Raw genomic sequence first — 15,252 nt, 5'->3', positions numbered from 1 at the left:
TTCCTTTATTTTCTTATTTACTATGATAGCGATTTTTTTAGTTTCAATCAAGTTTTGAATAAGTGTTAAAAAAAATGATATAATGCTGTTGAGGTGGAAACATGAAAGAAATTATGTCTAACAAGAATGAGTTTATAAAGAAGCTGAAAAAGCTTCAAAGGAAAAAACATCGGGAGGAAAATGGTCAGTATCTGGTTGAGGGCTTCCATTTAATTGAAGAAGCAGCAAAATCTCTAGTTGACATCCAATGGGTGATTGTGGACCAGAGAGGATTAAAGGAATGGAAACAATGGCTGGAGGAACAAGATCAAACTAAGATGATTTTTGTCAGTGATGAAGTGATGAAAAGTCTCTCTGATTTACCTGCTCCTCAAGGAATTATCGGTGTACTGGCTATTCCAAAAGAAATCGAAACCTTGGAACAATCAGGGAATTGGCTGGCGCTGGATAACGTACAGGACCCTGGAAATGTTGGAACTATGGTTCGGACTGCCGATGCAGCTGGGTATGCTGGAGTGATTATTGGTGAAGGTTCGGCCGATATCTACAGTACAAAGGTTTTGCGTGCGATGCAGGGAAGTCATTTCCATCTGCCGATTGTTCGAGGCGAAATCAGTCATTATCTGCAGCAGTTTAAGGCGGCAGGGCTTCCAGTGTATGGAACAGAGCTGAATGAACAGGCAATAGACTATTCAATTCTTGAGCCATCTGAGAGCTCTTTGTTAATTATGGGAAATGAAGGGCAGGGCGTCGCAAAGGAATTGTTAATGGAAACGACGCAAAATGTTTATATTCCTATTAAGGGGCAGGCGGAGTCTTTAAATGTAGCTGTAGCCGCTGGAATATTAATGTATCAGCTGTCTATATAAAATTCTGGTCTCTGCTTTGTTCTGTATGGGGCAAAGCAGACTTCTTGTATTGTGATTTTTTTGACGTCCAAGTAAACAGAGGGATAAAAGTATACAAGAGTATGAAATCAAGATTCTGCAATGAATTTAGTTCATTTTGAAAGAGTTCTTCTAAATTAATAAGAAATTTTGAATCGATTCAAAAAAGCGGTTGCAAAAATGAGCTTTACCTGTTATTATCAAATTGAATCGATTCAAGTTAGTATATATTTTTTTAATCAATTAGTTAGGATGATGAACTAACTATAAAATTTGGAGGAGTTCTAATGAAATTTATTGATAAGTTATCTGAAAAATTATTGCCTATTGCGGCGAAAATCAATAATCAGCGACATTTAAGTGCTATTCGAGATGGATTTATTATTACCATGCCTTTAATCATGGCTGCTTCCTTCTTTATCTTACTGAATGCTGTTATTTTTTCAAATGCCTGGGTACAACAGTTTATTGATTTAAGCTTTCTAGCTGGACTGGCGGGAATTGTGAACAATGGCACGATGGGAATTTTGGCTATTTTGGTCTGCTACAACATTGGCTACAATTTAGCTACATGGTATGCCAACTCCGGCAAGATTGACAACAAAGGCTTTAGTCCCACTCATGCCGGCGGCTTGAGTGTAGCTTTGATGTGCATTATGATGCCGATGAACAGCACAGTTACACTAGCGGATGGAGCTACCGCAGAAGTGGGTGGTGTATACCTGCAGTCGTTAACGTCTTCGTCAGGACTTTTTCTGGCAATGCTGGCAGCTTTGGCTGGGACAGAATTATTTGTTCGTTTTTCCAGATTTGAAAAACTGCGTATTAACATGCCGGAAAATGTCCCGCCTGCAGTTGGAACATCCTTTAACTCATTGATTCCGGAAGTTCTTGTAATAATTATTTTTGCAGTGGTCGTATTTACACTAGATAAAACAACTGGACTAACAATTCCTGATATCGTTGATACAATTATTCAAACACCATTGAAAGGGTTTGTCCTTTCGGCCCCAGGTATGCTGTTCATTCAGTTCATCTCTGATACATTGTGGGTATTTGGAATGCATGGTTCAAGCATTTTATCACCGATTAAATCTGCGCCGATGTTAACGGCAATTCAGGAAAACATGACAGCTTTTGAAGCAGGAAACGTAATTCCTAACATCGTAACTGAACCCTTTGTCGGCAGCTTTGGTCTATTGGGAGGCGGCGGCTGTATACTGCCTTTAATTATCGCTATCTTTATTGTTTCTAAAAGAAAAGAGCAAAAAAATGTTGCCCGTTTAGGGTTAGCGCCGAGCTGTTTTAACATTGCAGAACCAATTATGTTTGGTTTACCAGTGGTTATGAATCCGATCTTTATGATTCCATGTGCCATAATCCCATCGATCAATCTTATTATTGCTTACTTTGCGACAAGTATTGGGTTGATTGGGAAGACTGTTGCGGCAGCCCCTTGGATTACACCGCCGGTATTTCAAGCGTGGATTGCAACAGGTGGAAATCTGCCAGCCGCTATTTTAGCATTTTTACTGTTTATTATGGATATTCTGCTATTCATTCCATTTATTATGGCGAGTAACAAAGTGAATAAATTGGAAACAATTTAGTAAGATAGAACAGATTGGAAAGGATAAGGAAATGATGGACTACAAAAATCCTGAATGTACAATTCATGAACGTGTAACAGACTTATTGTCACGCATGACAATTGAAGAGAAAGTTGGTCAGGTGAACCAGCATCTTTATGGCTGGAAAGCCTATGAAAAGAAAGGACAAACCTTTCAGCTGACTGATTACTTTAAGGAGCATGTTGCTTGGGGACATGGCATGGGGGCATTATATGGCGTGTTTCGGGCAGATCCCTGGTCTAAGGTAAATCAGGAAAATGGCGTGCCGGCTTGTGACAGCTGGCAGCTGGCAAACGAAATTCAGGACTATGTTATTCGTCATTCAAGGCTAGGCATTCCTGTTTTATTGGCGGAAGAGTGTCCTCATGGTCATCAAGGATTAGGAAGCATCTCATATCCCACTAATATTGGTAAAGGGAACTCTTTTAATCGCGACCTTATTGAGGCAACCTCCCGCAATATGGCAGCTGAGCTGGCACAAAAGGGGGTCCATCTAGCCTTGGTTTCCTCACTAGATATTAGCCGGGATCCGCGGTGGGGCAGAACCGAAGAATGTTATGGAGAAGATCCATATTTGGCTGCTGCTTTTAATCGTTCCATCATATCAGGGTTTCAGGGTACGCTGATTTCTGACAAGCAGCAATTTTTGCATCAGACAGTGAATGAAGCGAATCGTAAACCGGAACAAATGGGTGTTGTCTTGAAACACTGTATTGCGCAGGGAGATGCGTTAGGCGGGCATAATTCTGGAGCGGTAACGATTGGTGAGCGGGAATTCATGGAGGTTTATTATCCATTATTGAAAAGTGCTGGCAATGCTGTTGGAATCATGGCTGCCTACAATGACTTGGATGGCATCCCTTGTCATACAAATCAAGAACTTTTTCAAAAATATTTGCGAACCCAGTTAGGCTATCAGGGAATTGTTATGGCGGATGGTACAGCGCTGGACCGATTAGCAGCCATTTATGGTACACAGGAAGAATCTGCAAAGCAGGCACTGGCTGCAGGCATTGATTTAAGCTTATGGGATATGACTTATCTGCAGATAGGCAGCGGTATTAGGCAGGGTGTTATTCCAGAAGAGTTACTGAATCGAGCTGTATATCGTGTACTCAGCATCAAATTTTTACTAGGACTTTTTGATCGTCCGTATGTTGAAGCACCGGAAGCGGGGTATGAGGACCGATTTTACAGCTACCAGAAGGAGAATCAACAGCTGACGGCTGAGAGCATCACCTTGTTAAAAAATGAAGGGATTCTGCCTCTAAAGGATAGCGGGGAAAAATTGGCTGTAATTGGTCCAAATGCCAATGAATTATATAATCAGTTAGGAGACTATACAGCTCCGCAAACAACTGAACAGCTGGAGCAAACAATTTTTAAAGGGATTCAAGATGGATTCCCTCTATCTAAAGTGACTTTCGCTCAAGGCTGTGATGTCCGTAAGCTGGAAAATCAAGAGCTGTTGTTGAGCGAAGCTGTTCAGATGGCCAAGGCAAGCGACAAGATTATTTTAGTGCTTGGCGGCTCCAGCGCCCGTAATTTTGATATGGAGTTTTTAAGTAACGGTGCTGTTTCTTCCAAAGGAATCAATATGGATTCAGGAGAAAATGTCGATCTTTCTTCATTAACGTTGGGAGGTAGACAGCTTGACCTGCTGGAAAAACTCAACAAATTAGGAAAACCAATTATAACAATACTTGTTCAGGGACGGCCTCATGAACTGGAGCAGGTGTGTAGGAAATCAAATGCGGTTCTTACTGCCTGGTATCCTGGGCAAAAGGGCGGGGAAGCAGTTAGTGATATTTTATCTGGAAAGACGAATCCAAGTGGAAAACTCAGCTTAAGCTACCCTCGCTCAAGTGGTCAGCTGCCCGTCTATTATTACCAGCGGGCTATTGCAATGAATGAACATTACTATGATTCATCTGGAGCCCCTCTGTTTCCTTTTGGCTATGGACAAAGCTATACGAAATTTTCCTATGAAACGCTCACAATCAAGACGCCTCTTCCTACAAAGCAGGAAATGAAAGCCGGGAAGAAGTTGTTAGTTGAAGTTAGGGTAGTAAATCAAGGGAGCTATGACGGTCAGGAAGCTGTTTTGTTGTATTGTCAGCTGCATGGCGGCGATGTCATTCAACGGAAAAAGATGCTCCGAGGCTTTGAAAAAGTCGCTATTCCCAAAAATCAGACAGTAAAAATTTGCTTTGAGCTAGGATTTGAGGAGCTCTCCTATTTTAATAGACAAGGGCAGTTTGATTTAACAAATAGTGTTACAATCAGAGTAAATGATTTAACGCAGCAGATTCATTTTAAAGATGACTAAGTGCTGGTGAGGGGGAATTGTGTTTGGCCACTATACAAGAGGTTGCAAAGGCGGCGGGAGTTTCGGTAGGCAGTGTGTCCCGGTATCTAAACGGGCATAAGCTGCGGCCGGAAAACAGCGAACGTATTAGACAAGCAATCGAGAAAATGAACTACAGAGAAAATCCGTGGGCGAAGGGACTTAAAAGCAATCAGAGCTATTCAATTGGTGTTTTAATGAATAACATGCAAAGTCATTTCAGCTCCTCTGTTGTTGCAACGATTGAAGATGTGTTTGAGCAGGAAGGCTACAGCACGCTGCTTTCAGGATATCGGGATGATGCAGAGCAAATTGGACGAAAGCTGGAGTTTCTGGCGTCACGGACAGTGGATGGCTTAATTGTTTTTGGTGCGGAGCAAAGCTGGCCGGGAATGGAGCAGATTGCGGCTATGGATATTCCTGTTATCTCAGCAATTACGCCTTTGAGCTTTCCAAAAGTAGATTCAATTTTGCTGAATAACCGTAAAAGTACAGCTGATTTAATTAAGCGAATCATTCAACAAGGGCATCAGAAAATTGGTTTCATCGCAGCACCGCAAATCGATTATGTTGCTCGTGAGCGTTTGGCTGGCATTTATGAAGCTTTTGCTGAACTGGGAGAAGAAATCGATGAACGTTGTATTCTATTTGGAGACTACTCAAGAAAAAGCGGCTTTCAGGCAATGGAGGAGCTGCTGGCATTGGGCGATATTACTGCAGTCTTCGTCTGCAATTACAATATGTCTTTAGGGGCATTGGAAAGTATTCACCAGCATGAACTGAAAATCGGGACGGACATTTCTTTCGCCAGCTATGATTACTTCGAAGCAAGCGATGTATTTTATCCAAAGCTGACGGTGATTAAACAGCCGGTAGCAGCCTTTGGCGCGTTAGCAGCAAAAAGAATTATTGAGCGGGTTAAAGACCCTACGATTCCCGGAGGCCAGCAGTTTATGCTTGAAAATGAAATTTTATGGCGGGATTCTATCTGCCAACGATAATTTTAACAGGGAAGAAAAGTGAATGACAATCAGACAAGATATAGAAGAAAATCTTTTGACAGAACAGGAAGGTTATAGTCAACTTCCGGAAAAAGTCATTTCAGAGCTGGAACAATTTCAGAATAACAAGTTGGGTGTGATTTTCCATTGGGGCTTATACGCTGTAGCAGGTATTGTTGAATCCTGGCAGCTTTCAGAAGAAGACAACTGGGCACGAAAACAGCCATGGCGGGAAGATTTAGCTGTACTGAGAAAAGACTACTGGGCGCTTAGCCAAACGTTTAATCCCCGTAGCTTTAATCCAACTGAGTGGGCTCTTCTCTGCCGAAACGCCGGGTTTCGTTATATGATATTCACTACAAAGCACCATGACGGTTTTTCAATGTATGATACGCAATATTCGAATTATAAAGTGACCAGTGAAATATGTCCTTTCCATACAAGTAAGCGAAAAGACATTTTTGGTGAAACCGCAGAGGCATTTAGAAATGCAGGATTATCTGTCGGCGTATACTATTCTAAAGCTGACTGGGCAAGCCCTTATTACTGGGAGCCCAACAGCCGGCCCAAAGGCCGCTACGCCAGTTATGACCCTGAAAAAAAGCCGAAGGTTTGGCAGAAGTACAAAGAGTTTGTTTCCAATCAGCTGCATGAGTTATGTACAAATTACGGAAAAATAGATATTCTTTGGCTAGACGGCGGCTGGGTGAATACGGAGAACCATGAGTTTTTAGATATGCAGCAAATTGCTGTCGATGTCAGAGAACAGCAGCCGCAGCTTTTAATCGTGGATCGTACGATTGGCGGAATGTATGAGAATTATGTAACTCCAGAGCGCAAGGTACCAGAGCAGCTGCCTAAAAAAGTTTGGGAGAGCAATATTCCTTTAGCGAAAAACTGGGGCTATGTTCCAAATGATACGTATAAATCCTTTGAGGAGATTTTGACACTGCTTTTGCAAATCGTTTCGAAGGGCGGAAATCTTTTGCTGGGAGTTGGGCCAAAACCTGATGGTACTCTACCTCACAAGGCACAAGAGCTGATGGGTCAGCTTGGAAAATGGCTGGCAGTTTATGGGACTGGGATTTATGGTACTCGAAAACATCATGTAGATCAATTAGACGGCTGGTATTTTACAGCTAAAAAGAAGCAAATTTACGGCTTTCATATAAATCAGGAACAGGAAAGCCTAAAGCTGGACTTAGCTAAACTCCAGTTGCCTGGAAAAGTAGCGGAGGTCAACAACTTGAAATCTGGCAAGAGCTATTCAATTAACAATAATATTCTGATTGTTCCGGCAGTTGATCAGCAAGAAGCTGTTACAGGAATTGAAATTACTATAGAAATAGAGGGATTAACGCAATGAGAGAATTCTCACAAGCATTTTTATGGGGAGCGGCAGCCTCAGCACCGCAAACTGAAGGACATAGCCTGGAAAACGGCAAGTCACCATCTACTTGGGATAAGTGGTACAAAATAGCACCGGAGAAGTTTAATGAGGGGCAGGGTCCGGAAAATACCTCTAACGTCTATGAGATGTATTCGGAAGACATTCAGCGTATGAAGGAGCTGGGAATGAATTCCTATCGGACGTCTATTGCTTGGACTCGGCTGCTTCCAGACGGCAAGCATGTGAATCCGGAAGGCGTAGCTTTCTATAGCGCATATTTTAAAGAGCTGAAGAAAAACGGAATAGAGCCGATTATCAATCTGTTTCATTTCGATATGCCCTGGTGGCTGATGGAAAAAGGCGGCTGGGAAACGAGAGAATCAGTTGATGCTTTTGCTTTTTATGCAAAAACAGCATTTGAACTATTTGGTGACACTGTAAGCTATTGGACTACGTTTAACGAGCCGCTGGTTCATATTGAATGCGGATACTTATATGGGTATCATTATCCAGCAGTTGTTGATTTCAAAAGAGCTGTTCAGGTCGGCTACCACACGCTGATGGCTCATACAAGAGCAGTAGAAGAGTTCAGAAATGCCAAAGTGAAGAACGGCAGGATAGGTATTATTCTGAATATTTCTCCAGCTTATGCTAGAAGTGACTCAAAAGAAGACCTGCAGGCGAAAGAACTGGCTGATTTGATTAATACCAAAAGTTTTCTTGAGCCAGCTGTTCATGGAGTGATTCCTGAAAAGCTGACAGCTGTTTTTCGTACACATCATTTGCTTCCAAAAATTAAGGTAGGCGATAAAGAACTGATTCGTGAGAACACCGTCGATTTTATTGGTTTGAACTATTACCAGCCAAGGCGTGTACAGGCGCCGGAGCATGTCAGGGTTCCAGCGCAAACACCAGCGGATTTTTATCTACCTTACGATCTACCTAACAAACGGATTAATCCATATCGAGGGTGGGAAATTTATCCTGAAGCACTATATGATGTTGCAGTAATGATGAAAGAAGAATACAAGAATATTCCCTGGTATGTTTCTGAGAATGGCATGGGTGTAGCGGAGGAAGAGCGCTTTGCTGATGAGAACGGCATGATTCAGGATGACTATCGGATTTTATTCATACAGGAACATCTGACAGAGCTTCACAAAGGAATTACAGCAGGCAGCAACTGCTTTGGCTACCATGCCTGGACCTTTGTTGACTGCTGGTCATGGTTAAACGGCTATCGGAACCGCTACGGTTTTTATCGTGTTGACCTAGAGAACCATTATAAACGAACGCTAAAGAAAAGCGGGATATGGTACAAAGAATTAATTAAAAGAAACGGGTTTGACAATTAAATCGTGTGCTTAAAATATTTTGTATAGTTTGGATAATGTTACAGAAGATGAGTGGAATCAGTATTGTTATTGACAAAATAAGTCAGTATCAATGCTGGTTTCTTTTTAAACTATATGCAATGTTTTATAAAATTATTTGTGTGATATTTTATAAAAAAATTATTTTTAAAATAAATAACAATTCTTTGTGTTATAATAATTATGTTAAAAACGAAAGGATTGATAAAAATGAAAAAAATTGATTGTTTGAAACGGGTATTGGTTGCTGGCGGCTTAGGATTATTGTTCGGATTTCCTTTAGCGGCTTCTGCAAATGAGCTGGACTATGTTCATTTTCCAGATGCGACGCTGAGAGATGAATTGGTTTATAAAAGCGAGTATTATTTGAGAGACAAGTACGATCAAAAAAGAGAAGAAATAGAGGCAGAAAACCAAGCAAAACAAGAACAGCTGCAAACCGCCTTTGATGCGGAAGTAGCGAGATTTGAAGCAATACAGGCAGATTATGATGAACAATACAATCAGTTAGATGCTGATTTGAACAATGGTCTTATTACTCAAGAAGAATATGACCGTAAATATGCAGAACTGAATAAAAAAGTAGAAGAGTTGGATCAGCAAAGAGAAGTAGCTATGGAAAAATATGATAAGGATGTAGAGGAGCAGGATAATATTTATCACCAAGCACTTGCTGAGAACAATAAAAATAATGAAAATGAAAATGAATTTATTCGAAAATATGAACTGTTTGATAAAAAGTTCATAGCAAGCGTCGAAGGTATTTCACCAGACTGGACAGATCCATACAGCAGCTTAAACGGCTTGGAATTTGCTGTAAATTTAAAAAGGTTAAGTGGCGAACAAACCACACCTTTTGGAGATTTACGCCCGATTAATAAATTAACGAAGCTTGAAGAAATTTATAGTGTTGTAGCCAGTAATCAAGGCTCACTGATTGATTTAAAAGACTTGACTAGTTTGAAAGAGTTGAGATTCTCTTTTTCTGGATATGGCACAGAGGAAGAATATTACGACAATCGGGATAATATGTACACAAGAACACTATTGACTGATATCTCAGCATTATCTAATTTACCTCAATTAAATGAGATATCTCTTTATGCAGAAGGAATTATGACGCCAGTCACATTGAAGCAAGGGACAGACAGCTATCAAATCTATGATCCAATCATTTTGTCTTCTCAGTTTGATGGGCAAGCCATTACGTATACTTCAGGTATGGATGAGAATACTGACAGTTCAGAAGAGCTAAAATGGGAAAATCTTACCGGAACAGAAAAATACCTGCCCTTTAGCTGGTCAGTCACAAAAGGAAATTATCATTTCTCAGGTCGTGGGCAGGTTCCGCTGCGTTGGAAATAGAAAAATTATAGATAAAATGTGACTGAGACCTAAATAAGTTTTAAACTTTTGATATGTCTAAATCTGAACGATGAGACAGAGTCAATTTTATAGCAATAAGTTGAAATTCAGCAAAAATTTGAGAAGTACTAAATAGGAATCAGGGAACAGCGATGGTTTATGTGCTTATTTCATCTCTTTTTGTAAATTTCTTCTTATTGCGTTTCATTCATGTACTTGAAGAAAGCTGTTTCTACCGCAATTACTTTCTCTGACAATATCTATAAATAAAAACGTAAGTAAAATATGTGTCACTGTCTTGCGTTTGCTTATTTTCTATTGTATACTATCAAAGGTGCTGCTTTTCAGCGCTAAATCCACATCCGTGTTTGATTTGTGAAGGGGTGCCGTTTTCGGTTCTTCATGAAGAAGAGAGCAGGAGAGGAAACAAAAAAACCAAATTGGAGGAAACACAACATGGCAGTAATTTCTATGAAACAATTACTTGAAGCCGGCGTACATTTTGGACACCAAACTCGTCGCTGGAATCCGAAGATGAAAAAATACATCTTCACAGAAAGAAACGGAATCTACATCATTGATTTGCAAAAAACAGTGAAATTGGTAGACGTTGCTTACGATTACATGAAAAATGTTGCTGAAGAAGGCGGCGTTGCATTGTTCGTAGGTACTAAAAAACAAGCACAAGAAGCAATTAAAGACGAAGCAATCCGTGCTGGTCAATACTATGTAAACCATCGCTGGTTAGGCGGAACGTTGACAAACTGGGATACTATCCAAAAACGTATCAAACGTTTGAAAGATATTAACCGCATGGAAGAAGACGGTACATTTGACGTTCTTCCTAAAAAAGAAGTAGTTGGTTTGAACAAACAACGTGAACGTCTTGAAAAATTCTTAGGCGGTATCGCTGATATGCCTAGAGTTCCAGATGTAATGTACATTGTTGACCCTCGCAAAGAGCGTATCGCAGTTCAGGAAGCTCAAAAACTGAACATTCCAATCGTTGCTATGGTTGATACTAACTGTGATCCAGATGAGATCGATGTTGTTATCCCATCAAATGATGATGCGATTCGTGCAGTTAAGCTGATTACAGCTAAAATGGCTGATGCGTTCATCGAAGGAAACCAAGGTGAAGATCAAGCTGTAGAAGAAATGTTCGTTGAAACAGCACCTGAAGAAGCAACATCAATCGAAGAAATCGTTGAAGTTGTTGAAGGTACTAACGAAGAAACTGCAGAATAATACGAGTATACGTATAAAAATAAAACGGAGCTGTCTCAAAGGCTGGCGCAATAGGCCTGTTTCTCCTTTGAGATGGCTTTTTTAAAACAATGATGTTAACTATTTGAGGAGGATATAGAGAAATGGCAGATATTTCAGCTAAAATGGTAAAAGAATTACGTGACATGACAGGTGTCGGTATGATGGATGCCAAAAGAGCATTGGTAGAAGTAGAAGGCGACATGGATAAAGCCGTTGACTTTTTACGTGAAAAAGGAATGGCTAAAGCAGGCAAGAAAAACGATCGTATCGCTGCTGAAGGCTTGGCAAATGTTGCAACTGACGGCAACTTTGCTGCAATCGTAGAAATCAACTCTGAAACAGACTTCGTTGCGAAAAACGAAATGTTCCAGGATTTAGTTAAAAACGTTGCTCAGGAAATGGCAACAAACCGTCCTGCAACAATGGAAGATGCACTAGCTATCAAAACTGAAAAAGGTACCATTGAAACAGATTTGATTGAAGCACAAACAGTTATTGGCGAAAAAATCAGCTTCCGTCGTTTTGAAGTAGTTGAAAAAGCTGATAACGCTGCATTCGGTGCTTACCTGCATATGGGCGGACGTATCGCTGTATTGACTGTTTTAGAAGGAACAACAGACGAAGAAGTAGCGAAAGATGTTGCTATGCACGTTGCAGCAATCAATCCTCGTTATATCAATGAATCACAAATCCCTCAAGAAGAGCTTGAACATGAAAAAACAGTTCTTACTGAGCAAGCATTAAACGAAGGCAAGCCTGCTAACATTGTAGATAAAATGGTTATTGGCCGTCTTAACAAATTTAAAGCTGAAATCTCATTAGTAGATCAGCCGTTTGTTAAAGATCCTGATATGACTGTTGAAAAATATGTTGCTGCAAAAGGCGCAACTGTTAAATCATTTGTTCGTTTTGCTGTTGGTGAAGGCATCGAAAAACGTGAAGATAACTTTGCTGATGAAGTAATGAGCCAAATGAAAAAATAATTCTGTTACTTGTAACAGTTGGGAACGCAGTTAAATGCGCTCCCTTTTTTTAGGCAAGTTCAAAGAACTATCTGAAAAAACAACTGTCTTATGATAAAATGACAGTAGAGAATTGCTGGAGGGAAAAGACAAGATGGTAAAACCTAAATATCAACGTGTAGTACTGAAATTAAGCGGTGAAGCTTTGGCTGGAAATGATGGATTCGGAATCAAACCTCCTGTCATCAAAGAAATCGTACAAGAGATTAAAGAAGTTCACGAATTAGGTATCGAAATGGCAATTGTCGTCGGCGGTGGCAATATCTGGCGCGGACAAATCGGTGCGCAAATGGGTATGGAAAGAGCACAAGCTGATTATATGGGTATGCTTGCTACAGTAATGAATGCTTTAGCGTTGCAGGACACATTGGAAAATCTAGGCGTGCCGACACGTGTACAGTCTTCGATTGAAATGCGTCAAATTGCTGAGCCGTATATCCGCAGACGAGCAGAACGCCATCTTGAAAAAGGCCGTGTTGTTATTTTTGCCGGCGGAACAGGAAACCCTTATTTCTCAACCGACACAACTGCAGCTTTGCGTGCAGCTGAGATTGAAGCAGATGTCATTCTAATGGCAAAAAATAATGTAGACGGTGTTTACTCTGCTGATCCGAAGCTTGATGCAAATGCAGTAAAGTATGAGGAACTGACACATTTGGATGTCATTTCAAAAGGTCTACAGGTCATGGATTCTACAGCAAGCTCTTTGAGTATGGATAACGATATTCCACTACTCGTTTTTAACCTAAACGAGCCAGGAAATATCCGCCGAGCATGTCTTGGTGAAAATATTGGAACAACAGTTAGGGGGAAATAATAATGTCTGGAAAAACAATGGAAACTGCAAAAGAAAAAATGAAAAAAGCAGAGCAAAGCCTACAGCGTGAATTAGGTCAAATCCGCGCAGGAAGAGCAAACGCAAGTCTGCTGGATCGTATCACTGTAGATTACTATGGTGCACCTACTCCGATAAATCAATTAGCATCAATCACTATTCCAGAAGCACGTGTTTTAATGATTACACCTTTCGATAAAAACTCAATTGATGATATCGATAAAGCCCTGCAGGCTAGTGATATCGGAATTAGTCCGACCAATGACGGAAACGTGATTCGTCTGGTTATTCCTCAGTTGACAGAGGAACGTCGTAAAGAATTGACGAAAGACGTGAAAAAAGAAGCTGAGAATGCAAAGGTAGCAGTGAGAAACGTCCGTCGTGATGCAATGGATGATTTAAAGAAACAGCAAAAAAATGGTGATATCACAGAAGATGAGCTTAGAAATCTTGAAAAAGATGTACAGAAGCTGACAGATGACAGTGTAAAAGCAATCGATGACATCACTGCTGATAAAGAAAAAGAACTTTTAGACGTTTAGAATCAAAGCTCTTGAAAAGAACAGGTTCTACGTCAAATTGTGTTGGTAGGACAAAAACTGAATAAAATTGAAGAACTTGGAACGAAAAAACGGCTCTTTGTCAACTAATGTTGGTGAAGAGAAATCTTAGAATTTTTGAAGATCAAGAGGAAACATTTCTCTTGGTCTTTTTTAGTTTACAATTAAAGCGTTGCCGTGGCGAATCATAATTCGCAGTTTGAAATTGTAAAAGCTACGGAAGCCATACGCATTCCGTTTTAAAACTTTGATATGGTTGTTTAAACATTCCAGCGGTCCATTGGAGTAGGTGTGTTGAAGAGCATTTTTGATTTGTGGAAGAAACTTTTTAAATGTCTCCAAGGTGGTTCGATAACTTTCTGAAAGTGTCGGATCAAAAGCAAGCAGTTCTTCAAAGTATTTTTGATCGCGTTTCTTAACTGCATAAAGCAAATCTTGGTATAGTTGGTAACCCGTTTGTAGTTCAGGCGAAACGTGAAGCAAGCGATCTACAATCTCTGTTTCTGTTAAACAGTTTTTAAAACCAGGACGCCAAAGGCGCTTTTCATCGTTCAATCTGCTTTCGTCTTTTTGGAGAAGTTTCCAGTATCGCTTCATTTGCTTCCCAATCGAATGCTGTTTCGGTTCTTTACTCTGGAGCAATCGATTGGTTACTTTTGTTCGCTGGTTACGAAAGGTTCTTCCAATGTGTTGAACAACATGGAATCGGTCAATAATAAGTTGGGCATTTGGAAATAGTTTTTTGACTAGTGAAACGTAGGGTGTATACATATCAATCACGATAAACTGCACATTTTCACGATTTTCTCTAGAGAAACGACTGAAATAACGCTCTAAAAAATGAAGTTGGCGATTCTCAACAATATCCAATAACTGATGTGTCTCACCGTCCATCATGATAAAACTCATGGCGTGTGCAACACTGCGGACAGACTTAAATTCATCAAAACATAATACTTTGGGCAGATGCATTCGAAAGGGGTTCATCGGACGATAGAACCGTTTCATGACACGGTATATGGAAGAAACGGATAGGTTCTTTTGACGAGCGATCTCAGTCATAGAGGTGTTTCTCTTTAGATGAGTGACGACTGACCAACGAACTTTTTCACTGATAGAACAATGCTTTTCTGCCACAGAAGTATCTGCAACAAAGGTTCGTTGACACGCCTTACACTTGAAGCGTTGTTTTTTTAGTTCAAGATACGTCCGGTATTCGGAGACGTCATTCATTAACAACCGTACGGTTGTTGTTCCCCAACGTATTAGATTGGAAAGAACGTCATTCCCACAATGAATGCATTCTTGTGGAGAATAAGAAAGTTTTCCACGATAAATGGCGCAAATCTGTCCTTTGTACTTTTCTTTTGTTAAACAATTTTCCTCGAAAGTGATATTTAGGTCTAGAATATCTAGTGTTTCTTTGATAAGCTGAGTAAGAGACATCTTGATTCCTCCTTTTGGATTGGTTCGCCAAATTAATTCTAAAGGATTTCAAGGTGTCTTTTCTATTGTTTTGGAAAATAAAAAAGATATTGGTGGAATTCCACCAACATCAAAAAGTATAGAGCC

12 protein-coding genes are annotated in these 15,252 nt (G+C 40.2%); 11 read left to right on the top strand and 1 reads right to left on the bottom strand.

Annotated features, from left to right (window positions below; translation table 11 throughout):
- Positions 1–101: 101 nt before the first annotated feature.
- The 11 genes from ACPWSO_RS04025 to frr all read left to right on the top strand — a co-directional run bounded on the left by ACPWSO_RS04025 (position 102) and on the right by frr (position 13,662).
- Positions 102–869: a TrmH family RNA methyltransferase gene (locus ACPWSO_RS04025; RefSeq protein WP_426081535.1), complete on the top strand. Its 768-nt coding sequence runs from the start codon at positions 102–104 to the stop codon at positions 867–869.
- Positions 870–1,174: 305 nt separating this feature from the next.
- The gene (locus ACPWSO_RS04020) at positions 1,175–2,497 is read left to right on the top strand and encodes a PTS sugar transporter subunit IIC (RefSeq protein WP_426081534.1); all 1,323 of its coding nucleotides are present in this window, start codon (positions 1,175–1,177) and stop codon (positions 2,495–2,497) included.
- A 31-nt stretch (positions 2,498–2,528) separates the two neighbouring features.
- Positions 2,529–4,847: a glycoside hydrolase family 3 N-terminal domain-containing protein gene (locus tag ACPWSO_RS04015; protein ID WP_426081533.1), complete on the top strand. Its 2,319-nt coding sequence runs from the start codon at positions 2,529–2,531 to the stop codon at positions 4,845–4,847.
- A 23-nt stretch (positions 4,848–4,870) separates the two neighbouring features.
- Entirely contained in the window at positions 4,871–5,866 is a 996-nt protein-coding gene (locus ACPWSO_RS04010; RefSeq protein ID WP_426081532.1) for a LacI family DNA-binding transcriptional regulator, read from the top strand.
- 22 nt (positions 5,867–5,888) lie between these two features.
- A complete protein-coding gene (locus ACPWSO_RS04005; protein ID WP_426081531.1) occupies positions 5,889–7,232 on the top strand; it encodes an alpha-L-fucosidase in 1,344 nt (447 codons plus the stop codon).
- Positions 7,229–8,611, top strand: coding sequence for a glycoside hydrolase family 1 protein (locus tag ACPWSO_RS04000; protein ID WP_426081529.1), 1,383 nt, complete (start codon positions 7,229–7,231; stop codon positions 8,609–8,611). Before ACPWSO_RS04005 ends, ACPWSO_RS04000 begins: the two co-directional genes overlap by 4 nt.
- 228 nt (positions 8,612–8,839) lie before the next feature.
- Entirely contained in the window at positions 8,840–9,994 is a 1,155-nt protein-coding gene (locus ACPWSO_RS03995; protein WP_426081528.1) for a hypothetical protein, read from the top strand.
- 456 nt (positions 9,995–10,450) lie between these two features.
- On the top strand, positions 10,451–11,242 hold the full coding sequence (gene rpsB, locus ACPWSO_RS03990; RefSeq protein ID WP_426081527.1) for a 30S ribosomal protein S2: 792 nt from the start codon (positions 10,451–10,453) through the stop codon (positions 11,240–11,242).
- A 122-nt stretch (positions 11,243–11,364) separates the two neighbouring features.
- A complete protein-coding gene (gene tsf, locus ACPWSO_RS03985) occupies positions 11,365–12,246 on the top strand; it encodes a translation elongation factor Ts (protein WP_426081526.1) in 882 nt (293 codons plus the stop codon).
- 133 nt (positions 12,247–12,379) lie between these two features.
- Positions 12,380–13,102 (top strand): UMP kinase, encoded by a 723-nt coding sequence (gene pyrH, locus ACPWSO_RS03980; RefSeq protein WP_426081525.1) that lies wholly within the window; start codon positions 12,380–12,382, stop codon positions 13,100–13,102.
- Positions 13,103–13,104: 2 nt separating this feature from the next.
- Positions 13,105–13,662, top strand: coding sequence for a ribosome recycling factor (gene frr, locus ACPWSO_RS03975; protein ID WP_426081524.1), 558 nt, complete (start codon positions 13,105–13,107; stop codon positions 13,660–13,662).
- Between the two features lie 171 nt (positions 13,663–13,833).
- Here frr and ACPWSO_RS03970 read toward each other — a convergent pair whose 3' ends face one another.
- Positions 13,834–15,126, bottom strand: a complete 1,293-nt coding sequence (locus ACPWSO_RS03970; protein ID WP_426081523.1) for an ISL3 family transposase — start codon at positions 15,124–15,126, stop codon at positions 13,834–13,836.
- Positions 15,127–15,252: the final 126 nt, after the last annotated feature.

Source organism: Enterococcus sp. LJL51 (assembly GCF_049894025.1).
Lineage (GTDB): Bacteria > Bacillota > Bacilli > Lactobacillales > Enterococcaceae > Enterococcus_L.
This window is presented reverse-complemented; position numbering and strand designations above follow the sequence as displayed.